Origin of the sequence: Pseudomonas sp. AP19, from assembly GCF_001728855.1 — a bacterium.
Taxonomy (GTDB): Bacteria; Pseudomonadota; Gammaproteobacteria; order Pseudomonadales; family Pseudomonadaceae; genus Aquipseudomonas; species Aquipseudomonas fluorescens.
Genome location: NZ_LXJP01000004.1, coordinates 63,864 through 85,866, shown reverse-complemented (window position 1 = coordinate 85,866; position 22,003 = coordinate 63,864). Strand labels below are relative to the sequence as shown.

The 22,003-nt window shown below is 61.0% G+C and carries 19 protein-coding genes; 7 read left to right on the top strand and 12 right to left on the bottom strand.

What is annotated here, in order from left to right; translation table 11 throughout:
• Positions 1-79: 79 nt before the first annotated feature.
• Positions 80-2,686 carry a leucine--tRNA ligase gene (gene leuS, locus A7D21_RS05535; protein ID WP_053258167.1) on the bottom strand — a complete coding sequence of 869 codons (2,607 nt, stop codon included), beginning with the start codon at positions 2,684-2,686 and terminating at the stop codon, positions 80-82.
• A 261-nt stretch (positions 2,687-2,947) separates the two neighbouring features.
• On the opposite strand from leuS, the gene A7D21_RS05530 reads away from it, so the two are divergent.
• Both A7D21_RS05530 and A7D21_RS05525 read left to right on the top strand, forming a co-directional pair.
• The gene (locus A7D21_RS05530; RefSeq protein WP_053258166.1) at positions 2,948-3,265 is read left to right on the top strand and encodes a hypothetical protein; all 318 of its coding nucleotides are present in this window, start codon (positions 2,948-2,950) and stop codon (positions 3,263-3,265) included.
• 97 nt (positions 3,266-3,362) lie between these two features.
• Positions 3,363-4,124, top strand: a complete 762-nt coding sequence (locus tag A7D21_RS05525) for a YdcF family protein (protein WP_053258165.1) — start codon at positions 3,363-3,365, stop codon at positions 4,122-4,124.
• Positions 4,125-4,247: 123 nt separating this feature from the next.
• On the opposite strand, the gene lnt is transcribed toward A7D21_RS05525, so the two are convergent.
• From lnt to miaB, 5 genes are all read right to left on the bottom strand, one after another.
• The gene (lnt, locus tag A7D21_RS05520) at positions 4,248-5,771 is read right to left on the bottom strand and encodes an apolipoprotein N-acyltransferase (RefSeq protein ID WP_069551258.1); all 1,524 of its coding nucleotides are present in this window, start codon (positions 5,769-5,771) and stop codon (positions 4,248-4,250) included.
• A 272-nt stretch (positions 5,772-6,043) separates the two neighbouring features.
• On the bottom strand, positions 6,044-6,883 hold the full coding sequence (locus A7D21_RS05515; protein WP_015373027.1) for an HlyC/CorC family transporter: 840 nt from the start codon (positions 6,881-6,883) through the stop codon (positions 6,044-6,046).
• A 43-nt stretch (positions 6,884-6,926) separates the two neighbouring features.
• Positions 6,927-7,385 (bottom strand): rRNA maturation RNase YbeY, encoded by a 459-nt coding sequence (ybeY, locus tag A7D21_RS05510; protein WP_053258164.1) that lies wholly within the window; start codon positions 7,383-7,385, stop codon positions 6,927-6,929.
• Positions 7,378-8,382, bottom strand: a complete 1,005-nt coding sequence (locus tag A7D21_RS05505) for a PhoH family protein (protein WP_053258163.1) — start codon at positions 8,380-8,382, stop codon at positions 7,378-7,380. The genes ybeY and A7D21_RS05505 overlap by 8 nt, the downstream gene beginning before the upstream one ends.
• A gap of 228 nt (positions 8,383-8,610) precedes the next feature.
• Positions 8,611-9,939, bottom strand: coding sequence for a tRNA (N6-isopentenyl adenosine(37)-C2)-methylthiotransferase MiaB (gene miaB, locus A7D21_RS05500; protein WP_053258162.1), 1,329 nt, complete (start codon positions 9,937-9,939; stop codon positions 8,611-8,613).
• 131 nt (positions 9,940-10,070) lie between these two features.
• Here miaB and A7D21_RS05495 point away from each other — a divergent pair, with 131 nt between their 5' ends.
• Positions 10,071-10,397: a DUF1820 family protein gene (locus A7D21_RS05495; RefSeq protein ID WP_003194436.1), complete on the top strand. Its 327-nt coding sequence runs from the start codon at positions 10,071-10,073 to the stop codon at positions 10,395-10,397.
• Positions 10,398-10,435: 38 nt separating this feature from the next.
• Here the strand turns inward: A7D21_RS05495 and A7D21_RS05490 are convergent, their stop codons facing one another.
• The 4 genes from A7D21_RS05490 to A7D21_RS05475 form a co-directional block, all read right to left on the bottom strand.
• Positions 10,436-10,990: a tetratricopeptide repeat protein gene (locus tag A7D21_RS05490; protein ID WP_053258161.1), complete on the bottom strand. Its 555-nt coding sequence runs from the start codon at positions 10,988-10,990 to the stop codon at positions 10,436-10,438.
• Between the two features lie 225 nt (positions 10,991-11,215).
• Positions 11,216-12,499: a glutamate-1-semialdehyde 2,1-aminomutase gene (hemL, locus tag A7D21_RS05485; protein WP_069551220.1), complete on the bottom strand. Its 1,284-nt coding sequence runs from the start codon at positions 12,497-12,499 to the stop codon at positions 11,216-11,218.
• 11 nt (positions 12,500-12,510) lie between these two features.
• The gene (thiE, locus tag A7D21_RS05480; RefSeq protein ID WP_069551219.1) at positions 12,511-13,140 is read right to left on the bottom strand and encodes a thiamine phosphate synthase; all 630 of its coding nucleotides are present in this window, start codon (positions 13,138-13,140) and stop codon (positions 12,511-12,513) included.
• A gap of 32 nt (positions 13,141-13,172) precedes the next feature.
• The gene (locus A7D21_RS05475; RefSeq protein ID WP_053258158.1) at positions 13,173-13,970 is read right to left on the bottom strand and encodes a hydroxymethylpyrimidine/phosphomethylpyrimidine kinase; all 798 of its coding nucleotides are present in this window, start codon (positions 13,968-13,970) and stop codon (positions 13,173-13,175) included.
• Between the two features lie 287 nt (positions 13,971-14,257).
• Here A7D21_RS05475 and A7D21_RS05470 point away from each other — a divergent pair, with 287 nt between their 5' ends.
• From A7D21_RS05470 to A7D21_RS05455, 4 genes are all read left to right on the top strand, one after another.
• Positions 14,258-16,636, top strand: coding sequence for a hybrid sensor histidine kinase/response regulator (locus A7D21_RS05470; protein WP_069551218.1), 2,379 nt, complete (start codon positions 14,258-14,260; stop codon positions 16,634-16,636).
• A gap of 87 nt (positions 16,637-16,723) precedes the next feature.
• Positions 16,724-18,373, top strand: a complete 1,650-nt coding sequence (locus tag A7D21_RS05465; protein ID WP_069551217.1) for an acyl-CoA dehydrogenase family protein — start codon at positions 16,724-16,726, stop codon at positions 18,371-18,373.
• Between the two features lie 182 nt (positions 18,374-18,555).
• Positions 18,556-20,028: an AMP nucleosidase gene (amn, locus tag A7D21_RS05460; protein WP_162232034.1), complete on the top strand. Its 1,473-nt coding sequence runs from the start codon at positions 18,556-18,558 to the stop codon at positions 20,026-20,028.
• A gap of 71 nt (positions 20,029-20,099) precedes the next feature.
• Positions 20,100-20,735 (top strand): pseudouridine synthase, encoded by a 636-nt coding sequence (locus A7D21_RS05455; RefSeq protein WP_053258154.1) that lies wholly within the window; start codon positions 20,100-20,102, stop codon positions 20,733-20,735.
• Here A7D21_RS05455 and A7D21_RS05450 read toward each other — a convergent pair.
• Entirely contained in the window at positions 20,730-20,939 is a 210-nt protein-coding gene (locus A7D21_RS05450; RefSeq protein ID WP_025999909.1) for a DUF2788 domain-containing protein, read from the bottom strand. The two genes, A7D21_RS05455 and A7D21_RS05450, sit on opposite strands and share 6 nt — an antisense overlap.
• Before the next feature lie 204 nt (positions 20,940-21,143).
• Positions 21,144-21,623 carry an Lrp/AsnC family transcriptional regulator gene (locus A7D21_RS05445; protein WP_003194418.1) on the bottom strand — a complete coding sequence of 160 codons (480 nt, stop codon included), beginning with the start codon at positions 21,621-21,623 and terminating at the stop codon, positions 21,144-21,146.
• Positions 21,624-22,003: the final 380 nt, after the last annotated feature.

Below are 22,003 nucleotides of genomic sequence, written 5' to 3'. Positions count from 1 at the left end.
CCCCTTGAAACCATGTGGGCCTTATCGAGGCCTTAAAGGTTTAGTTCGGCGCAGGGCTCAAGCCCTGCGCCCGATCCGATTAGCTGGCGACGATATTGACCAGTTTGCCAGGCACTACGATCACTTTGCGGATCGTCAGGCCTTCGGTAAAGCGCAGCACGTTCTCGTTGATACGCGCGGCCGCTTCCACTTCTTCACGGCTGGCACTGGCCGGCATGTCGATCTGGCCACGCAGTTTACCGTTGACCTGAATCACCAGTTGCAACGTGTCCTGTACCAGGGCGCTGTCATCCTGTACCGGCCATTCGGCGTCGATCACCGCGCCGTCGTGGCCCAAGCGGCTCCACAGTTCGTGGCTGATGTGCGGCGTGATGGGCGCCAGCAGCAGCACGACCGTTTCCAGGCCTTCCTGTACCAGCGCGCGGTCCTGTTCGGTGGCTTGCGGCGCTTTTTCCAGCACGTTCATCAGCGTCATCACCTGGGCGATGGCGGTGTTGAATTTGTGGTTCTGGCCTACGTCCTGGCTCGCTTGGCGGATGGCCAGGTGCGTGCTGCGACGAATGGCTTTCTGTTCATCGCTCAACGACGCCACGTCCAGCGTGCCCGGAAGGCCCTGGCTGACATGAGCGTGCGCCAGGCGCCAGACGCGCTTGAGGAAGCGGTGCGAACCTTCGACGCCGGAGTCGGACCATTCGGCGCTCATGTCAGGCGGCGAGGCGAACATCATGAACAGGCGGCAGGTATCGGCGCCAAACTGATCGATCATCGACTGAGGGTCGACGCCGTTGTTCTTCGACTTGGCCATCTTTTCGGTGCCGCCGATTTCCACCGGCAGGCCGTCGGCGATCAGCTTGGCGCTGATGACCTTGGCTTTGCTGTCACGCTCGAGTTCGACATCCGCCGGGTTGAACCAGGTGTAGGCGCCATTGGCTTCGCGGCGATAGTAAGTATCGGCGATCACCATGCCCTGGGTCAGCAGGTTCTTGAACGGCTCATCGGAGCTCACCAGGCCTTCGTCGCGCATCAGCTTGTGGAAGAAGCGCGCATAGAGCAGGTGGAGAATGGCGTGTTCGATGCCACCGATGTACTGGTCCACCGGCAACCAATGGTCGGCTGCGGATTTTTCCACCAGGCCGCCTTCATAGTGCGGCGAGGCGTAGCGAGCGTAGTACCAGGAGGACTCGACGAAGGTGTCCATGGTGTCGGTTTCACGCTTGGCCGGTGCGCCGCATTTCGGGCAGCTGCATTCGTAGAACTCGGGCATGCGCGCCAATGGCGAACCGGCGCCATCCGGCACCACGTCTTCCGGCAGTACCACCGGCAGCTGGTCTTCCGGCACCGGCACATCACCGCAGGTTTTGCAGTGGATGATCGGGATCGGGCAGCCCCAGTAGCGCTGGCGGCTGATGCCCCAGTCGCGCAGGCGGAACTGGGTGCGCGAGGCACCGAGGTTTTTCTTGATCAGTGCGACTTCGATGGCGTCGAAAGCGCCTGCGAAGTCCAGGCCGTCGAATTCGCCGGAGTTGATCAGTTCGCCGTGCTCACCGTAGGCGTCCTGCCACGGGGCCGGGTTGGTATCACCCGAGCTGGTGCGCACTACCGACTTGATCGGCAGGTTGTACTTGGTGGCGAATTCGAAATCGCGCTCGTCGTGGGCGGGCACAGCCATTACTGCGCCATCGCCGTAGTGCATCAGCACATAGTTGGCGACCCATACCGGCAGCTTCTCGCCGGTCAGTGGGTGCTCGACGAAGAGCCCGGTTGGCAGGCCTTTTTTCTCCTGGGTGGCGACGTCGGCTTCGGCCACGCTGCCGCCTTTGCATTCGGCGATGAACGCCTGCAGCTCAGGGTTGTTCTGTGCAGCCTGGGTGGCCAGCGGGTGCTCGGCGGCCACGGCGACGTAGGTTGCGCCCATCAGGGTGTCTGGACGGGTAGTGAAGACTTTGAGTGCGCCGGCTTCGCCGATCGAGTCGACGTTGTACGGGAATTGCACTTCCATGCCTTTGGACTTGCCGATCCAGTTGCGCTGCATGGTCTTGACCTGTTCAGGCCAGCCCGGCAGGTCGTCGAGGCTCGACAGCAGTTCATCCGCGTAGGCGGTGATCTTGAAGTAGTACATCGGGATTTCGCGCTTTTCGATCAGCGCGCCGGAACGCCAGCCGCGACCGTCGATAACCTGTTCGTTGGCCAGTACGGTCTGGTCGACCGGGTCCCAGTTCACGGTGCCGCTCTTTTTGTAGATCACCCCTTTTTGGAACAGGCGAGTGAACAGCCATTGTTCCCAACGGTAGTAATCCGGCTTGCAGGTGGTCACTTCGCGGGACCAGTCCACCGCCAGGCCCAGGCTGCGCAGTTGGGTCTTCATGTAGGCGATGTTTTCGTAGGTCCACTTGGCGGGCGCTACGTTGTTTTTCATCGCGGCGTTTTCTGCCGGCATGCCGAAGGCGTCCCAACCCATGGGTTGCAGGACGTTCTTGCCGAGCATGCGCTGGTAGCGCGAGATGACGTCGCCGATGGTGTAGTTACGCACGTGCCCCATGTGTAGCTTGCCGCTGGGGTAAGGGAACATCGATAGGCAGTAGTAAGTCTCCTTGCCTGGCTGTTCACTGACTTCAAAGGACTTTTGCTCGTCCCAGAAGGATTGGGCGGCATTTTCTATTTCACGGGGCTGATATTGTTCGTGCATGGCTACTTTTGAACTGAATAGGGGTGGCCTAATCCTCTTCGGTGCAACGTTCAGGTTGATCGACACCAAAAAGCGGCGCGTCCGTGCCCAAACCCTGCGGGAAGTGGAGTTACAGGAAGCGCCGTAGCATACATGACCCCACTCTATCGAGGGAAACCCTGATTGCGCAGGCAGGGCCGTCTGTCGCGGCGCCGGGCAGGCGCAGCGATGGAGACTACGCTGTTTATTGGGGAGTGAGTCTTATCTTCAATGAGGTGAGGGATGGTTGAATCGCAGCGAACTCTAACGAAACCGCAGTTGTACGAAGGATTGATCGACCGTTTGGGTCGGGCATTGGATGCTGCAAGAACCGCAGGCCGATTGCGTGATGAACGGCCTTTGGAACTGGAGTTGCGAGGCTTGAGCCAGGCAGAACTTGAATTGATCAAGGTCTACCTGGAATTGAATCACCACCGTGCCTCTCGGGAGCAGGCTTCCCCGCCTGTTCAAGTGCCCTCGCGTTCGGCCAAGGTGATCTGGCTGAAAGACGTGGCTGCCGGTCGCGGCTCCGAAAAACACCGGGCCGTACGCTGCAAGTGACACACAGTGTTAGCCGTCAGCCTTATCTAAAAAGGCGCGTAAAGATTGTCGCTGAACCCCGTTGCATCTAGGCTTCGGGCATCTTTGGAGATGCCCGATGCCTTTTCGTTATTTCATTAAACAGTTGCTGCTGCCGCCCGGTATTTTTTTGCTGTTGCTGGTGTTTGCCTGGTGGTTTCGCAAAAGTCGCCCGCGCCTGGCAGGCTTTTGTTTCGCCGTGGGGTTGGGCGGGATGTGGCTGATCAGCCTGCCGGTGGTGGTGCAATGGGGCGCACATGCCCTTGAAACCGAACCGCCCTTGGCCCGCGAAGAGTGGGCAACGCTGGCCCAGCGCGCCGATGCGATTGTGGTGCTGGGCTCCGGGCGTGAACGCGGTGACCCCGCATGGGGCACCGACCAACCCACCGGGATCGGGCTTGAGCGCCAGCGTTATGCGGCGCGTCTGGCCAAGGCGTCCGGGTTGCCGGTGCTGACCAGCGGCGGCTTGCACTATGGCACGCCGCCGAGTGAGGCTGAGCTTATGGCGGTGTCGATGCAGGATGACTTCGGCGTTACGGTACGCTGGAAGGAAGAGCGCAGCCGTACCACCTGGGAAAACGCGCAGATGAGCGCCGAGATTCTGTTGCCGCAAGGCATCAAGCGTGTGGTGGTGGTGACCCAGGCCTGGCACATGCCGCGCGCGGTCTGGAGCTTTGAGAAGGCCGGTTTCACTGTGGTGCCGGGGCCGGTGGGCTTTTTGGGCGTGGACAATGCCCGGCCCTTGGGCGGCTGGATGCCTGAGTTTGTGTCGGTGTGGCGCAGCGGGCAGTTGATCAATGAGGCGGTGGGGCAGGTGGGGTATCGGTTGTTTTACCGATAGCACCGCAATTCAAAATGTGGGAGCGGGCTTGCTCGCGAATGCAGTGGTTCAGCCAGCCCATACAGTGACTGACACCCCGCGTTCGCGAGCAAGCCCGCTCCCACATTGGTTTTGCAGTGTCTGTTAAACCGTTTTGGACATCCGACCCGCCAGCAGCGCCCAGCCAAACAAGCCCAGGCACACGATGATCAGCGGCCACGAGCGCCATTGCAGGTACGGCGTCAGGTTGTGCATCGGCACCACTTCACCGTAGAGAATCCCGCGCTCGAACTGCGGGATCTGCTCGGTGATCTGCCCAAACGGGTTGATCAGGCCGGTGACACCGTTGTTGGTCGCGCGGATCATCCAGCGACCCGCTTCCAGTGCGCGCATCTGCGCCATTTGCAGGTGTTGCAGTGGGCCGATGGAACGGCCGAACCAGGTGTCGTTGCTGATCGTCAGCAACAGATCGCTCTGGGCCGACAGGCCGGCGGCAAATTCCGGGTACACCACTTCATAACAAATGAACGGCGCAATCTGATAGCCCTTGGCTTGCAGCATCGCCTGATCGGCCGGGCCACGGGCGAAGTCGGACATCGGCAAGTCGAAGAAGGCAATCAGCCCGCGCAGCATGTCTTGCAGCGGCACGTATTCGCCAAAGGGCACCAGCTTCTGCTTCAAGTAAGTGCCTTCGCCCTCGCCAACCACGGTAATGCCGTTGTAGTAGCGCTTCTGGTGGTGCACTTCCTGGCGGATCGGCACGCCGGTGATCAGCGCGGTGTGCCGGTCGGCGGCGAATTTGCCCATCATGCCCAGGTAGCCTTCGACGGATTCCTTGAGCACCGGTACGGCGGTTTCCGGCCACACCAACAAATCGACACGCTTGGAGCTGAAGCTCATGTCGCGGTACAGCGCCAACTGCGCATTGAGCTGCTCAGGGTCCCACTTCATGCTTTGTTCGACATTGCCCTGCACCGCGGCCACGCTCAGGGGAGCGCCAGAAGGCGTCGTCCAGGCATGATGCTTGAGTGCCAAGCCGATGGCCCACGGCGCAACCAGCAGCACCAGGCCCGCACCGATAAAACCGTTGCGCTTGCTCGCCAGCAGGCGCGGCAGGTTGCACAGCACGGCAGCGGTCAATGCCAGGGCGAAGGAAATCAGCCACATCCCACCCAGCGGCGCGAGGCCGGTGAGTGGGCCGTCCAGCTGGCTGTAGCCGGAGTACAGCCATGGGAAACCGGTCAGGAACCAGCCACGAAACGCTTCCTGGCCAACCCACAGCGCAGCAAACGTCAGCGCATCGGCCAGCGGCGCTTCATTACGACGCAGCCAGCGTGCCCATAACCAGGCGGGCAGGGCGAAGAACCAGGCAATCGCAGCGGTAAACAGCAGCATCAAAAAGCCAGCGAGCAACACCGAAGCGCCGCCGAAGTGGTGGATGCTGTAGTAGATCCAACTGGTGCCAGCGCCAAACAGGCCGAACCCGAAACACCAGCCACGGCCCAGGGCCTGACGGGGAGTCAGCTCGCGCAGGCCGATATAGAACACGCCGACGGCCACCAGTGCAAATGGCCACAGGTCGAACGGCGCCAGCGCCAGGGTCGTGATGGCGCCGGCCACCACGGCCAGCAAATTGCCGGGCCAGCCGGGAGCAGTGAGACGGCGCATGTCGGGGTGGGTCATCAGCTATTTCCTGTGTCGCGCCGGGCCTGCTGCGACACAGGGCAGGCGCGAGGAGTGTGGTTTGGTTGTTCCAAATGAATGACGAGTAACGCAGCCCTGTTCCGCAGCAGGCCCGGCCCTTCGGGTTGCCCCTTAGAACGGGCCATGCTGCGTTGCAGGCTTTGAAAAGGGAATGCCATTTCCTCTGGCCTGCGCCTTGCCTGGCCCGCTCTAAGGGGCAATGCGACACAGGAAACAGCTAATGACCCACCCCTTCCTTAGCGGGCAATCGGTGTCAGGCGAATCAGATGAATCCGGCGGCTGTCGGCATTCAGGATGCGGAACCGATACGCGCCGATCTCGGTGGTCTCGTTACGCTTGGGCAGGTGCCCGAACGCACTCATCACCAGGCCACCGACGGTGTCGAACTCATCGTCGGAGAATTCGCTGTCGAAGAACTCGTTGAAGTTTTCGATCGGCGTCAGTGCCTTGACCAGGAAGTCACCGCTGGGCAGAGGCTTGATGTAGCTGTCTTCTTCGACGTCGTGCTCGTCTTCGATATCGCCGACGATCTGTTCCAGCACGTCCTCGATGGTCACCAGGCCCGCTACGCCACCGTATTCGTCGATCACAATGGCCATGTGATTGTGGTTGGCGCGGAATTCGCGCAGCAGCACATTCAGGCGCTTGGATTCAGGCACGAAGGTGGCTGGGCGCAGCAGGTCCTTGATGTTGAAGTTGTCGCCGTTCTCCTTGAGGATCAACGGCAGCAGGTCCTTGGCCAGCAGGACACCCATGACGTCGTCATGGCTTTCACCGATTACCGGGTAGCGCGAGTGCGCCGAATCGATCACGGCCGGGAGGAATTCCCGTGGAGTCTGGGTCGCCTTGATGCTGATCATCTGCGAGCGCGGGACCATGATGTCCCGAACTTGCAGGTCAGCCACCTGGATGGCGCCTTCGACGATGGCCAGTGCTTCGCTGTCCAGCAACTTGTTCTGATGAGCCTCGCGCAGCAGCTCCAGCAGCTCCTGGCGGTTTTTCGGCTCGTGGGCAAAAGCCTGGGTCAGTTTACCCAGCCATGACTTCTGCCCGTTGCTCGATCGGTCTTCGCTCATAGCGATTACTCTAAATCCTTTGTTGTGTCAGTAAGGTGTCGTTTCAGTTTTCGTCGTCAGCGTAAGGGTCGCGGTGACCCAATTCAGCAAGCAACGTTTGTTCCAGTGTTTCCATTTCCTCGGCTTCGTCATCGTCTATATGGTCGTAACCCAAGAGATGCAAGCAGCCGTGGATGACTAGATGGGCCCAGTGGGCCTCAAGTTCCTTGCCTTGTTCCTTCGCTTCGCGTTCCACCACCTCGACGCAGATCACCAGATCGCCCAGCAAGGGGATGTCCAGTAACTCATCCGGTACGTCGGCGGGGAAGGACAGCACGTTGGTCGCGTAGTCCTTTTGGCGCCAGGTGTGATTCAGTTCACGGCCTTCGGGCTCGTCCACCAGGCGGATGGTCAGTTCGGAGTCGGCGGTGCGCTGGCGCAGGGCCAGTGCGCACCATTGACGGAACTGTTCTTCGCTGGGGGCGGGCGCTTCGGTGGCCAGCTGCAGGTCAAGCTCAAGCATCGCGGCGAACGTCCTTGGCGGGTGCGTCGTCCTTGTGGTCGAAGCGCTCGTAGGCCTCGACAATGCGCTGCACCAGCGGGTGGCGCACCACGTCTTTAGGCATGAAATGCGTGAAGCTGATGCCCGGCACGTCCTTGAGCACTTCGATCACCTGCGCAAGCCCCGACTTGGTGCCCTTGGGCAGGTCGACCTGGGTGACGTCACCGGTGATCACGGCGGTGGAGCCGAAACCGATACGGGTGAGGAACATCTTCATCTGTTCGACGGTGGTGTTCTGGCTTTCGTCGAGAATGATGAAACTGTTGTTCAATGTACGGCCGCGCATGTAAGCCAGCGGGGCGATCTCGATGACCTGACGCTCGATCAGCTTGGCCACGTATTCAAAGCCGAGCATCTCGTAGAGCGCGTCATAGAGCGGGCGCAGGTACGGGTCGATCTTCTGGGCCAGGTCGCCGGGCAGGAAGCCGAGCTTCTCGCCGGCTTCGACCGCCGGGCGCACCAGCAGGATGCGGCGAACTTGCTCGCGCTCCAGGGCATCCACCGCACAGGCCACGGCCAGGTAGGTCTTGCCGGTACCCGCGGGGCCGATGCCGAAGTTGATGTCGTTGCCGAGAATTTCTTTGACGTAGCGCTGCTGATTCAAGCCGCGTGGGCGAATCATGCCTTTTTTGGTGCGCAGGGCCACGCTGGCTTCGGCCACCGGGTTGTTGGCCAGGTCTTCCACGGCAGATTCCTGCAGGTACAGGTGCACGGTCTCCGGCGACAGCTCACTACCCTTGGTTTCGCGGTAGAGGCGGCGGAGCAGGTTCTCTGCAGACGTGGTGTGCTGGGGTTCACCAATAAGCTCGAACTGATTGCCGCGGTTGCGGATCTCGATGCTCAGGCGTTGTTCGATCAGGCGCAGGTGCTCGTCGAACTGTCCGCACAGGTTGGCGAAACGGCGAGCCTCAAAAGGTTCGAGGATAAAACGATGGGGTTCTGCTATGGGTGCGTTCAAGGTTGCTTTTAGCCGCCCTTTGGCTGTTTAGGTGAAGGAGAGGATAACGCCAGCGCTCGGCGTGCGAAAGCACTTATATATAGCGCGAGTTCAGCGCAGTTCCTATGTGGGAGCGGGCTTGCTCGCGAAGGCGGTGGGTCAGCTAATACATGTATCAACTGATCCACCGCCTTCGCGAGCAAGCCCGCTCCCACATTTTGATCTCAATCAGTCAGAAATATGGGTGGGTTACTGCACCAGCGAGCCGCGCAGCGAGTGCGGTTGCGCCGCATCAATGTGTACGTCGGCAAACTGGCCGATCAGGGTTGGATTGTCGCAACGGAAATTGACGATTCGGTTGTTCTCGGTACGGCCTTGCAACTCGCCCGGGTCTTTTTTCGAGTAGTCGGTGACCAGGATCCGCTGGATCGAACCGACCATTTGTCGGCTGATCTCGAAGCCTTGTTGGTTCAGGCGGTGTTGCAGCGCATTCAGGCGCTCTTTTTTCAGCGCTTCCGGCGTCTCATCCAGCAGGTCCGCGGCCGGGGTGCCCGGGCGCTGGCTGTAGACGAACGAGTATGAGAAGTCGAAGCCGACGTCCTCGATCAACTTCATGGTTTGCTGGAAGTCTTTCTCGGTCTCACCGGGGAAGCCGACGATGAAGTCCGAGCTGATGCAGATACCTGGCACTGCCGCACGCAATTTGCGCAGTTTGGATTTGTACTCCAGCGCGGTGTGGTTGCGCTTCATCGCCGACAGGATACGGTCCGAGCCTGACTGCACCGGCAAGTGCAGGTGCTTGACCAGCTCCGGCACCTCGGCGTGTGCCTGAATAAGGCTGTCGGAGAACTCCAGCGGGTGCGAAGTGGTGTAGCGGATGCGCTCGATGCCATCAACGGCGGCAACCACGCGGATCAGCTCCGCCAGGTCGGCCAAGCGCCCGTCGTGGGTCTGGCCGCGATAGCCGTTGACGTTCTGGCCCAGCAGGGTCACTTCGCGCACGCCGTTTTCGGCCAGGTGGATGATTTCCGACATCACGTCGTCAAACGGCCGGCTGACTTCTTCGCCACGGGTGTAAGGCACTACGCAGAAGGTGCAGTACTTGCTGCAGCCTTCCATCACCGACACATAAGCGCTCGGCCCATCGATGCGTGGCTCGGGCAAATGGTCGAATTTTTCGATTTCGGGGAACGACACATCGACCTGCGGCAGCTTGGTGATGCGCGCGGCGTCGATCATTTCCGGCAGGCGGTGCAGGGTTTGCGGGCCGAACACCACGTCGACATACGGCGCGCGGTCGCGGATCGCGGCGCCTTCCTGGCTGGCCACGCAACCACCGACGGCGATCACCATCTCCGGGTTGGCCAGTTTCAATTCGCGCCAGCGGCCCAGCTGCGAGTACACACGGTCCTGGGCCCGCTCGCGAATCGAGCAGGTATTGAGCAGGATTACGTCGGCATCTTCGGCGCGGGCAGTGACTTCCAGGGCCTGGTGTTCGCCCAGCAGATCGACCATGCGCGAGCTGTCGTACTCGTTCATCTGGCAACCGTGGGTTTCGATGTAAAGCTTCTTGGCCATGGGAATCGTCAACTGGTGGTAAAGAACCGCGCATTATAGGGGGCATGCCCATTGGTTCCTAGCGCTGTGCATCGGGTGCCATGCTATAGTTCGCGCCCTCTTTTATATCCCCGATGTGTTATTCGCCCACCATGACGAAACGTGAAGCTCCAATCTACAAGGTGATTTTCCTTAACCAGGGCCAGGTGTTCGAAATGTACGCCAAGCAGATCTATCAAAGTGATCTGTGGGGCTTCCTGGAAGTGGAAGAGTTCGTCTTTGGCGAGCGCACCCAGTTGGTCGTCGACCCGGGCGAAGAAAAACTCAAGGCGCAGTTTGAAGGCGTGGTGCGCAGCTTTGTGCCGATGCATTCGATTGTGCGCATCGACGAAGTGGAGCGCCTGGGCACGCCGAAGATCAGCGAGGCCCGTGGCACCAGCAATGTCATGCCGTTTCCGATGCCGATGCCTGAGAAGTAAGGCGTTAGACCGAGCAGGCCTAAACAGGCACTGAAGAATTAAGGCAGTGGTGAGAAGGGCGAACGCCCATCGGCACTCTGCAATTCCTGCAGATAATTGCGGAAAATCTGGCCCAACACTTGGGTGGCCAATTCCAGCTCATCGCGCTGCATGTGCTCGGCGACTTCGTCGGCCGTGTCCAGCGCGTCTTCCGCACCGTTGACCGCCGCCATTTTCAGCACAATGTACGCCTGGACGTTGTTGGCCGGCACGCCTTCGCCTTTGAAGAACATGTTGCCCAGCTGGAATTGCGCCTGGGCGTGGCCCTGCAACGAAGCCTTCTCGAAGTAGCTCAGGGCTTTGTTGAGGTCGCGGGCAGGGTTTTTTTCGTCGTGGTAGTACTGGCCCAACTCGTATTGCGCCTGCGCATCCCCGCCGTCAGCCTGTTTCTGGCACGCGCTCAGGGCTTCGGCCTGGCTGTCTGGCTGGGTATTGAGGGTGCAACGACCCATCGCTGGGATTAACAACGAGTTGCCGCCTGCTTGTGCATGTGCCAGCAGCGGCTGAAGGAGCAACAGGCAGCCCAGAACCAGGGTGCGGCCGGTGCGTTTCATGGGAATCGACTTACCTCTGACGGGGCACGCGGACCCTCGTGGAGTCCAATAAGCGCGCATTATGAAATAAGCAGGCCCCTGCTTACAAAGTCTTTACTCGTTTTTCTGCTGCGTAGGCAAGTTATCTGCCGGATTGCAGGCGATTTCTCGAAAAAAGTAGGAAATCTCTTTAGGCAAGGTAGCAAATCTGACGCTGCCAGGGGCAACGTCAGATTTATCTGCCCCTTACTTCAGGGCCGCGAAGGCGCGCTCGGCAGCATCCAGGGTCAGTTTCAACTCCGCTTCGCCATGGGCGATCGACGTGAAGCCGGCTTCGAAGGCGCTCGGTGCCAGGTAAACGCCGCCTTCCAGCATCAAGTGGAAGAAGCGCTTGAACAGGTCGGCATCGCTGCCCATCACGTCATCGAAAGTGACGATATCGTCGGCGCCACTGAAGTACAGGCCGAACATGCCGCCCGCCTGAGTGGTGACAAACGGAATGCCGGCCGCATCGGCGCGCTGTTGCAGGCCATCCAGCAGGCGAGTGGTGTAGTCCGTCAGTTCGGCGTGGAAGCCCGGGCGACTGATCAGGCGCAGGGTGGTCAGGCCGGCGGCCATGGCCAGTGGGTTACCCGACAGGGTGCCCGCCTGGTAGACCGGGCCCAGCGGTGCGATGTGCTGCATGATTTCGCGTTTGCCGCCGAAGCAACCCACCGGCATGCCGCCACCGATGATCTTGCCGAAGGTGCTCAGGTCCGGCGTGACACCGTAATAAGCCTGGGCGCCACCGAGGGCAACCCGGAAACCGGTCATCACTTCGTCGAAAATCAGCACCACGCCGTGCTTGTCGCACTGTTCGCGCAGGCCTTCAAGAAAGCCTGGCGCTGGCGGTACGCAGTTCATGTTGCCGGCGACCGGCTCGACGATGATGCACGCTACCTCTTGACCGACTTCGCTGAGCATCTGCTCGACGGCGGCGATGTCGTTGAACGGCAAGGTCAGAGTGTGTTTGGCAAACGCTGCCGGTACACCGGCCGAACTCGGTACGCCCTGGGTCAGCAGGCCGGAGCCGGCTTTCACCAGCAGGCTGTCGGAGTGGCCGTGGTAGCAGCCTTCGAACTTGATGATGCTGTCGCGGCCGGTGAAACCACGGGCCAGGCGAATCGCACTCATGGTGGCTTCGGTGCCGGAGCTGACCATGCGCACCATTTCCATCGACGGCACGATCGCGCACACCAGATCGGCCATCTCGGTTTCCATGGCGGTCGGGGCGCCATAGGACAAACCGTGTTGCAACTGCTGGCGCACTGCGTCCAGCACCTGCGGATGGCTGTGGCCGAGGATCATCGGGCCCCAGGAGCCCACATAGTCCACGTAGCGCTTGTCATCTTCGTCGGTGACGTACGCGCCTTCGGCGTGCTTGAAGAACAACGGCGTGCCGCCCACGCTCTTGAACGCACGCACGGGGGAGTTCACACCGCCGGGGATGTGTTTCTGGGCATTGGCAAACAGGGTTTCGGAACGGGACATGATCGGGCTCTCTAAACTGAATACTTAAGAAGATCGTTGAACGCGCGCGCGCGGCGGGTGACTTCCTGGGTGCTGTCGGCACCGAACAGGCCGTGCACCACGGCGAGCAGGTCGGCACCGTGGGCCACCAGCGGTTCGGCGTTCTCCAGGGTGACGCCGCCAATCACACAGATCGGCAGTTGCAGGCGCGCGCGGGCCTGGGCCAGCATTTCAACAGTGGCGGCGGGTGCGCCGGGCTTGGTGCTGGAGTTAAAGAAGCGACCGAAGGCGACGTAGCTGGCGCCTTCTTTGGCGGCGTGTTCGGCCAGTTCGATCTGGCTGTGGCAAGTAGCGCCGATGATCGCCTTGGGCCCCAGTAATGCTCGGGCCGGAGTCAGCGGGCCGTCGGTCTGGCCCAGGTGCACGCCAACGCCCAGGCGCGCGGCCAATTCGGCGTCATCGTTGATGATCAGTTGCGTCTTGTAGCGCGAGCACAGCTCTCGCAGTTTCTCCGCTTCACGCAAGCGCCGGGCTTCATCGTTGCTTTTGTCGCGGTACTGCAACAGGGTCACACCGCCGTCCAGCGCCGCTTCGACGTAGGCGAGGAATTTGCCGGCCAACAGTTGACTGTCGGTAATGGCGTAAAGGCCACGTAGTTTCATGGGGCAGGCCTCTTGCTGTTAAAAGCACAAAGTTACGAGCAGAAATCCAGCGGCAGCCGGCGCGGCACAAACTGGCCCTGGCCGAGTTGTTCAGCGTCACGCAGGGTGCGCCAAGTGTAGTTGAGCGCCGATTGCACGGCGCTGACCAGGCCTTCGCCTTGAGCGATCCGACCGGCCAACGCGCTGGCGAGCGTGCAGCCTGAGCCGTGATAGCTGCCGGGCAGGCGCTGGCAGGTGAAGGTCTGGTGTGTGCCATCGCGGCTGTAGAGGCGGTTGTGCACTTCATGCTCGTCGCCGTGGCCGCCGGTAATCAGCAGGTGCTTGATAAACGGCAAGAGCTTCTCGGCGCACTCGTCGGCCGTGCCATTTGGCAACTCGGCGAGAATGCGCGCTTCCGGCAAGTTGGGCGTGGCGATCAACGACAGCGGTAACAGCCGCTCACGCATGGCGTAACCCACTTCGTCCTTGCCCAGGCTGCCACCGCCGCCGGCACGCAGCACCGGGTCGCACACCACCGGCAGGTGCGGGTGCGCCTGCAGCAGTTCGACCACGGTGTCGACCATCGCGGTGGAGCCGAGCATGCCGAGCTTTACGGCTGCCACTTCGGAGTCGCCGAGCACGGCATTGGCCTGGGCCATTACCCACTCGCGGTCGAGCACACGGAAGTCGATGACATTGACGGTGTTTTGCACGGTCAACGCGGTGACGGCCGGTGCCGCATGACAGCCTTGGGCAAGCAGGGCTTCGATATCTGCCTGCAAGCCGGCGCCACCACTGGGATCATGGCCGGAGAGACAGAGGACAACGGGGCGAGAGCTGTAGATATTCATGGTGCGCGAGCTTACCACCAAACGCTTTTTGCGTGGCTGTTGGGCGAAGGGGAAATTTCGGTGTCTGCCCGGGCGTGTTTAGCGCTGTTTACGCGTTGTTTTTTCGTTTAAAAAACGCGCTGAAAGGCCCGGTTTAGAGCCTTTCAAAAAATTATTTCAATGGTGTCCAATGGCCTCTACCGGCTATGCTAAAGTGGATCCAAACAAACTACTGTATCGCCGGTGTACGTCTACTCAAAAGGAATGGGGGGCTTTTGACACAACCGGGCAGGCCACGCTGGGGCTTTATGCGCTATTTGCTGATCTTATTATTGTGCGGGCTGCCGATGCTCGCCGGCGCCGTCGAGTTCAACCAGGGCACGCGAAGCCTGCCGCTGGGCCGGGTCATGCAAGTGCTCGAAGACCCCACCGACGCCCTCACCATCGCTGACGTCAGTTCCCCCGCTTACGCTGCTCAATTCAAACCCCATGACAAAGCCACCCTCAACGCCGGTTATTCGCGTTCGGTGTTCTGGCTCAAGGTCGACCTGCATTACACCGCCACTGACCCCCGCGCGCCACGCACCTGGTTTCTGGAGCTGGCATACCCACCGCTGAATCATCTGGACCTGTACCAGAACGACGGCACCGGCAACTACCGGTTGGCCACCCGCACCGGCAGCACGTTGCCGTTTTCCAGCCGTGAAGTACGGGCGAGCAACTACCTGTTCAAGCTCAACTTTGTGCCCAACCAGCAACACACCGTCTACCTGCGCCTGCAAAGCCAAGGCTCGATCCAGGCCCCATTGACGCTCTGGTCCGCCACTGCCTACCTTGAAGAACAGCCTCTGCGCCTGTATGTGTTGGGCGCAATCTATGGCGTCTTGCTGGGGATGCTGGTCTACAACCTGTTCATCTACTTGAGCGTGCGCGACACCAGCTACCTTTATTACATCCTCTATATCGCCTCGTTTGGCGTTTACCAGCTGTCGGTCAATGGCGTGGCCGTGGAGTACTTCTGGCCCAACAACCCGTGGTGGGCGAACGCGGCGGTGCCGTTCCTGATCGGGTCGGCGGCGCTGTTCGGCAGCTTGTTTGCCCGCAGCTTCCTGCACACCGCACAACACAGTCGTTGGCTCAATCGCATATTGCTGACCCTGGCTGCTTGCGGTGGCGTGGTGATGGTATTGGCGCTGTTGACCAGCTACGCCGTGGCCTTGCGCCTGGCCACCGGCCTGGCGCTGGTGTTCACCGTGACCATCTTTATTGCTGCTATCAAGGCCTGGTGTTGCGGCCAGCGCATGGCGCGCTATTTCATCATTGCCTGGTCGGCGTTTCTGCTGGGTGGGGTGGTCAACACGCTGATGGTGTTGGGTTACCTGCCCAATATGTTCCTCACCATGTACGCCAGCCAACTCGGCTCGGCCATCGAAGTGGCACTGCTTTCCCTGGCCTTGGCGGATCGCATCAACGGCATGCGCGAACAGCAGGCGCAGATTCTGTTCGACGCCAGCCAGAAGCTTGAAGTGCTCAACCAGCAATTGGCGCGCAGTAACCGGCTGAAAGACGAGTTCCTCGCCACCCTGACCCACGAGCTGCGCACCCCCATGAACGGCGTGATCGGCTCTTTGGAGTTGATGCAAACCGTGCCGCTGGACGAGGACCTGGCCCAGTACCAGCAAACCGCCGCCGGCTCCGCGCGGGACATGATGCGTATGGTCAACGGCATACTCACGCTGACCGAGTTGCAGGCCGGACGCCTCACGGCCCAGCCCCAGGTGTTCAGCCTGCGTGGCGCGCTCGACACCTTGCGTCAACAATTCTGCGCCAGCGCCCAGAGCAAAGGCCTGGCATTTTCCATCGACGTGGCCGACGAGCTGCCGGACCGGGTGATCGGCGATGCGGACAAACTGATCCACTGCCTGGACTGCCTGCTCGACAATGCCTTCAAGTTCACCCACGAAGGCGCTGTGCGCTTGCGCGTGGTGGGTGTGCCGCAAAGTGATGGCGGGCTGTGCCTGAGCTTTATTGTGACCGACAGTGGTATTGGCTTTGCCTTTCTCGACGAGGCCACGCTTTATCAGCGCTTCTTCCAGCTCGACGGCTCGACCACCCGTGAATACGGCGGCCTGGGGATCGGCCTGGCGATTTGCCGGCAGTTGATCGAGCTGCTCGGTGGGCGCCTGACCCACCATTCCGAGCCGCGCAAGGGCAGCCGCTTCCAGTTGGACGTGAGCGTCAGCCCGGTGCCGCTTGAGCCAAAGCCGGCGGGGCAGGTGCCCCTCACCCAGCGCGCCGCACAGGATTGCACGGTGCTGTTGGTGGACGACAATAGCGTGGGCCAACTGGCGGTGCGCGGCATGCTGCTCAAGCTGGGTTACCGGGTGAAAACCGTGGACAACGGTGCGGCCGCTCTGACCCTGTTGCAGGCTGAAACATTTGATGCGGTGCTGCTCGATGTGCCTGAAGGCGGCTTCTCTCTGTGCTGTCAGATTCGTGCGCTGCCCGGCTGCGGCGAGCTGCCGGTGATCGCCCTGAGTACCTCGCTGCAAGCCCCGGATCGCGAGCGCTGTCATGGCGTAGGCGTTACAGATCGTCTCAGCAAGCCGGTGCGTTTCGAGGCGTTGCAGGGCGTGCTGGAGCGCCTTCTGCTGTGCCCGTTAGAGGGCGAAAGCGCCGGACATTAGGCGCGTATGCCACTTTTTTAAGCCGGATGACGGTGCTTAACTGAAATCCAGGCCTCAATGCACGTGGCCTTTTCCAGGAGGCCCGTCATGAACCTGCATCAGTTCGCCGAAACCCACGACGTCACCAACCAGCCGCCGTCCCTGGACGGCACCAACCTGTACCGCATCGACCTGCCGCTGCAAGAGTGGTCGCGCCGCTATGGCGCCGGCTGGGCCGAGGCGCGTATCGACGCGTATGGCGCGCTGGCGGGTGGGCCACTGATGGCGGCCGGGTTCCTGGCGAACCAGAACAAACCGGTGTTCAACAGCCATGACCGTTATGGCCATCGTATTGACCTGGTGGAGTTTCATCCGGCGTATCACGAACTGATGCGCACGGCCGTCGAGCATGGCCTGCCGTCGCTGCCCTGGGTCCATCCGCAGTCGGGCGCGCATGTGGCCCGCGCCGCCATGACGTACCTGCACAGCCAGGCCGAAGCCGGCACCGGTTGCCCGCTGACCATGACGTTCGCCTGCGTCCCGGCGCTGCGCCTGCAACCGGATCTGGCGCAGACCTGGCTGCCGAAAATCCTCAACACCGAATACGACCCGCGCAACGTCGGTATCGCCCACAAAGCCGGCGCCACCATTGGCATGGCCATGACCGAGAAACAAGGCGGCACCGACGTGCGCGCCAATACCACGCGTGCTTACCCCGTGGGCGCGGGCGGCCCTGGGCAAGCCTATGAACTGGTGGGGCACAAGTGGTTCTGCTCGGCGCCGATGTGCGACGGGTTCCTGACCCTGGCCCAGACCGACAAAGGCTTGACCTGTTTCCTGCTGCCCCGGCACCGCCCGGATGACACACGCAACGAGTTCTACATCCAGCGCTTGAAAAACAAACTCGGCAACGGCTCCAACGCCTCCAGCGAAGTGGAGTTTCGTGGCGCCCTGGCCTGGATGATCGGCGAAGAGGGCCGTGGTGTGCCGACCATCATCGAAATGGTCGCGATGACCCGTTTCGATTGCATGGTGGGCTCCAGCGCGTTGATGCGTCAGGCGCTGACCCAGGCCAGCCATCATTGTGCCCATCGTTTGGTCGGCGGCCGCGTCCTCAGTGAACAGCCACTGATGCAGAACGTGCTGGCCGACCTGGCCCTGGAAAGTGAAGCGTCGCTGGCCCTGAGCATGCGCATGGGGCGCGCGCTGGATCACCTTGATAACGAGCAGGAAGCCAAATTCGCCCGGCTGGTGACGGCGGTGGGCAAGTATTGGATCTGCAAGCGCGCGCCGGCGATGATCAACGAGGCCGCTGAGTGCATGGGCGGCGCGGGCTATGTTGAGGACAGCATTCTGCCGCGCTTGTACCGGGAGGCGCCGGTGAATTCGACGTGGGAAGGCTCCGGCAATGTTCAGTGCCTGGACGTGCTGCGGGCGCTGTCCAAAGAGCCGGGTGTGCTGGAGGCACTGTTTGTCGAGTTGGGGAGTGGGCATGGCGACAAACACGTGGCGCGGCACATCGAAGCGTTGAAGTCGGCCTTCATGGACACTCAGGATATCCAGTACCGTGCGCGCCAATTGACGGAGGACATCGCCGTGGCGTTGCAGGCCAAGCTGTTGCTGGAGGCCGGGAATGCGGCGGTCAGTGATGGTTTTATTGCCAGCCGACTGGGCGAGTCGTCCGGTCGGGTGTACGGCACTTTGCCGCGCGGTGTGAATGTTGAGGCGATTGTCGCCCGCTCGACCCCAAACCGCTGACTAAACTCGCTCAAAATGTGGCAGCGGGCTTGCTCGCGAATGCGCTGTATCAGTCGCCTATTCAGCAACTGACAGACCGTATTCGCGAGCAAGCCCGCTCCCACATTGATCGCAATCCAATTCCACTGTTTCAGTGAGGCCGGGATACAGGCAAGATAAAGGTCTGCACGTCAGAACACAGGATGCTTACCGTGACCGAAGCTTTTGTTGTCGTTCAAACCGCTGAAGAAGCCGTGGATCGGCTGGCGGCTCTTCATGAGCGTGCTACCGGCGCGCTCAATCAAGCCCTCAAGCAATACCTCAAGGACCGCGTCGAACCCGATGCCGAACAACGCGCACTGTTCCGCTATCCTGAACTGCGCCTGACCTACCACTGCCACGGCGAAGTCCCACAGACCACCCGCGCGTATGCCAAAGTCCAGCTGCCGGGGACCTACAGCGTTACCGTTACCCATCCGGCGGCATTCCGTAAATACCTGTTGGAGCAACTGGTGCCGCTGATGCACGACTTCACCGTGACGGTGGAAGTCGGCGTCAGCCAGCAGAACATTCCCTACCCGTATGTGGTGGAGCAGGGCGACGAATTGGCCGGCTCCGGCGTGACTGCCGCGACCCTGGCGCGCGTGTTCCCCAGCACCGATTTGTCCGCCGCCACCGATGGCATTGCCGACGGCCTCTACGACTGGGAAAACACCGACCCGCTGCCGCTGGCGCTGTTCGATGCCGCCCGCGTGGACTTTTCCCTGCGCCGCCTGGTGCACTACACCGGCAGTGACTGGCGCCATGTGCAGCCGTGGATCCTGCTGACCAACTACCACCGCTATGTTGACCAGTTCATCCTGCATGGCCTGGAGCAACTGCGCAGTGACCCACGGTTTATCCGCATGGTGCTGCCGGGCAACGTGATCATCGACAAGAGCATGGATCACGGCGAAGCGTCGGCAATTGCTGCCGGCGTGGTCTGGCATCGTTATCAGATGCCGGCCTATCACCTGCAGGCCACTGACGGCCACGGCGTGACGTTGGTGAATATCGGCGTCGGCCCGTCCAACGCAAAAAACATCACCGACCACCTTGCGGTGCTGCGCCCACATTGCTGGCTGATGATTGGTCACTGCGGCGGCCTGCGCCAATCCCAGACCATCGGCGACTACGTACTGGCCCACGCCTATATGCGCCGCGACGGGATTCTCGACCGCGTGGTACCGCCGAACATCCCGATCCCGGCCCTGGCCGAAGTGCAGATGGCCTTGCAGCAAGCGGCGGCGAATGTCACCGGCGAAAAAGGCGAAGAGCTGAAAAAACGCCTGCGCACCGGCACCGTGCTGACCTACGACGATCGTAACTGGGAGCTGCGTTGGGCCCAGGAACGGCCGCTGATCAACTTGTCCCGCGCGGTGGCCGTGGACATGGAAAGCGGCACCATCGCCGCCCAGGGTTATCGCTTGCGGGTGCCGTACGGCACGTTGCTGTGTGTTTCGGACAAACCACTGCACAGCGAAATCAAGCTGCCGGGTTCGGCCAACGCGTTCTATGAACGTGCGGTCAGCCAGCACTTGAAGATCGGCATCGAGGCGGTGGACCTGTTGCGCACCGAACTCAACTCGCTGCACTCGCGCAAACTGCGCAGTTTCGACGAACCGCCGTTCCGCTAAGCGGTTGGGATGGTCATTTAACGGTCAGGCCACTAGCATTGTCGGTCCTGACCGTTAGATGTTCCTTTGCCATGTCCCGTCCCTCCCGTCCCGATTCGCGCCGCCCTGGCGTGAAACCGCCTTACTCCGCAGCGCGTCGTGTCGCCAAAGCGCCACCGGCCGAGCCGAAGTTGGTGCTGTTCAATAAACCGTTCGACGTGCTGACCCAGTTCAGCGACGAAGGCGGGCGCGCGACCCTCAAGGATTTTATCGACATCCCCGGCATCTACCCGGCGGGCCGCCTGGACCGTGACAGCGAAGGCCTGTTGCTGTTGACCAACGATGGCCAACTGCAGGCGCGGATTGCCGACCCCAAGCACAAGCTGGCGAAAACCTATTGGGTGCAAGTCGAAGGCGAGCCCACCGAAGAGCAACTGCAACGCCTGCGTGACGGCGTGGAGCTTAACGACGGCATGACCTTGCCCGCCGAAGCTCGGCAATTGGAGGAGCCCGAGCTATGGCCGCGCAACCCGCCGGTACGGTTCCGTAAAAGCGTGCCGACGCACTGGCTGGAGCTGGTGATTCGCGAAGGGCGTAACCGCCAGGTACGGCGCATGACCGCTGCGGTGGGCTTGCCGACCTTGCGCCTGGTGCGCGTGCGTATCGGCGAGTGGTCGATTGATGGCCTGGATCAAGGCCAATGGAAGGAAGTGCCGGCGCGGTTATAGCGCGCCGGACTCGATCAGGCCGATCACCACGCTTTTGATGATGAACGCCGCCACGCCCAGGCCCAGCACAAAAAACAGAATGAACGAGCCAAAGCGCCCGGCTTTGGACTTCTTCGCCAGGTCCCAGACGATAAAACCCATGAAAATGATCAGAATGGTGACCAGGCCGGTCATCATCCATTCTTCAAACAGGGCAGGGTCGATGTTGTTCATGGGCTTTTTCCGACAGGGCAGGCGGGCAAGTATACGGCAGCGTTACAGACGCAATATTGACCTGAGTCGAAGTGCAGTCCAAATGTGGGAGCGGGCTTGCTCGCGAATGCGGTGGGTCAGCCACCTATTCATTAACTGACAGACCGCATTCGCGAGCAAGCCCGCTCCCACAGGGGATCTTCAGTGTGTTTGAGATCAGGTGCGCAGGTGCGTCAGCGGCAGCTCGGTGCTGTTCAATACCTGGTTGAGCACAAAGCTGGAGCGCACGCTGGTCACGCCTTCAATGCGGGTGAGGTGGCCCAGCAGCAGTTTTTGATAGTGATCCATGTCCGGCACCACCACTTTCAACTGATAGTCAGCATCCATCCCGGTCACCAGACTGCATTCCAGCACTTGCGGCAGCGTGCGAATCGCGGCTTCAAAGTTCTCGAACCGCTCGGGCGTGTGGCGGTCCATGCCGATCAGCACATAGGCCGTGAGGCTCAAACCGAGCATCTTGCGGTCGAGCAGGGCGACCTGGCGTGCGATGTAGCCGTCATCTTCCAACTGCTTGACCCGGCGCGAGCAGGGCGACGGCGACAAGCCGATGCGTTCGGCCAACTCCTGGTTGGAGATCCTCGCGTCGCGCTGCAATTCCGCCAAAATACTCAGGTCGTATCGGTCAAGCTTGCTCATTGGGTTGGCCTTTGTCGTAACTATTGCGGCGAATTATCTATGAAGGGTTAAAAATTGCGCAAGCACTGTTTATTGACGCAATCTTCGCAATCATCTATCGGCGCGTCGGGCCTATGATTACCAACAGAATCACCGCCTGGACAACAGTCCACTGCAGCCAGCCCAATCAGGCCCGCTGCGGCCGCCACCCCAGCAGGGTTGAGCCGGCCTCCAGGCTGCACACTGTCCACAAGACGGCGTGAGGTGAGCCAACGTCAAAAGCGTTGAGCCAGGACGAAATTCTCAAGGGGTGGCCGACGGGTCACCCCTTTTCTTTTGCGTGGGTTTTACCTGCCTCTCTTTATCTGCAAACAAAGTTCTCGTGACTGATAACCTGTCTC

Coding starts and splice junctions, on each gene's coding strand:
- A7D21_RS05445 (WP_003194418.1), bottom strand. CDS start 21,623: ATGAGCAAGCTTGACCGATACGACCTGAGTATTTTGGCGGAATTGCAG.
- lnt (WP_069551258.1), bottom strand. CDS start 5,771: ATGCGCCGTCTCACTGCTCCCGGCTGGCCCGGCAATTTGCTGGCCGTG.
- miaB (WP_053258162.1), bottom strand. CDS start 9,939: ATGGCCAAGAAGCTTTACATCGAAACCCACGGTTGCCAGATGAACGAG.
- A7D21_RS05455 (WP_053258154.1), top strand. CDS start 20,100: ATGTCCCGTCCCTCCCGTCCCGATTCGCGCCGCCCTGGCGTGAAACCG.
- A7D21_RS05465 (WP_069551217.1), top strand. CDS start 16,724: ATGAACCTGCATCAGTTCGCCGAAACCCACGACGTCACCAACCAGCCG.
- leuS (WP_053258167.1), bottom strand. CDS start 2,686: ATGCACGAACAATATCAGCCCCGTGAAATAGAAAATGCCGCCCAATCC.
- ybeY (WP_053258164.1), bottom strand. CDS start 7,385: ATGCTTGAGCTTGACCTGCAGCTGGCCACCGAAGCGCCCGCCCCCAGC.
- A7D21_RS05530 (WP_053258166.1), top strand. CDS start 2,948: ATGGTTGAATCGCAGCGAACTCTAACGAAACCGCAGTTGTACGAAGGA.
- A7D21_RS05490 (WP_053258161.1), bottom strand. CDS start 10,990: ATGAAACGCACCGGCCGCACCCTGGTTCTGGGCTGCCTGTTGCTCCTT.
- hemL (WP_069551220.1), bottom strand. CDS start 12,499: ATGTCCCGTTCCGAAACCCTGTTTGCCAATGCCCAGAAACACATCCCC.
- A7D21_RS05525 (WP_053258165.1), top strand. CDS start 3,363: ATGCCTTTTCGTTATTTCATTAAACAGTTGCTGCTGCCGCCCGGTATT.
- A7D21_RS05495 (WP_003194436.1), top strand. CDS start 10,071: ATGACGAAACGTGAAGCTCCAATCTACAAGGTGATTTTCCTTAACCAG.
- A7D21_RS05470 (WP_069551218.1), top strand. CDS start 14,258: ATGCGCTATTTGCTGATCTTATTATTGTGCGGGCTGCCGATGCTCGCC.
- amn (WP_162232034.1), top strand. CDS start 18,556: ATGCTTACCGTGACCGAAGCTTTTGTTGTCGTTCAAACCGCTGAAGAA.
- A7D21_RS05475 (WP_053258158.1), bottom strand. CDS start 13,970: ATGAATATCTACAGCTCTCGCCCCGTTGTCCTCTGTCTCTCCGGCCAT.
- A7D21_RS05515 (WP_015373027.1), bottom strand. CDS start 6,883: ATGAGCGAAGACCGATCGAGCAACGGGCAGAAGTCATGGCTGGGTAAA.
- thiE (WP_069551219.1), bottom strand. CDS start 13,140: ATGAAACTACGTGGCCTTTACGCCATTACCGACAGTCAACTGTTGGCC.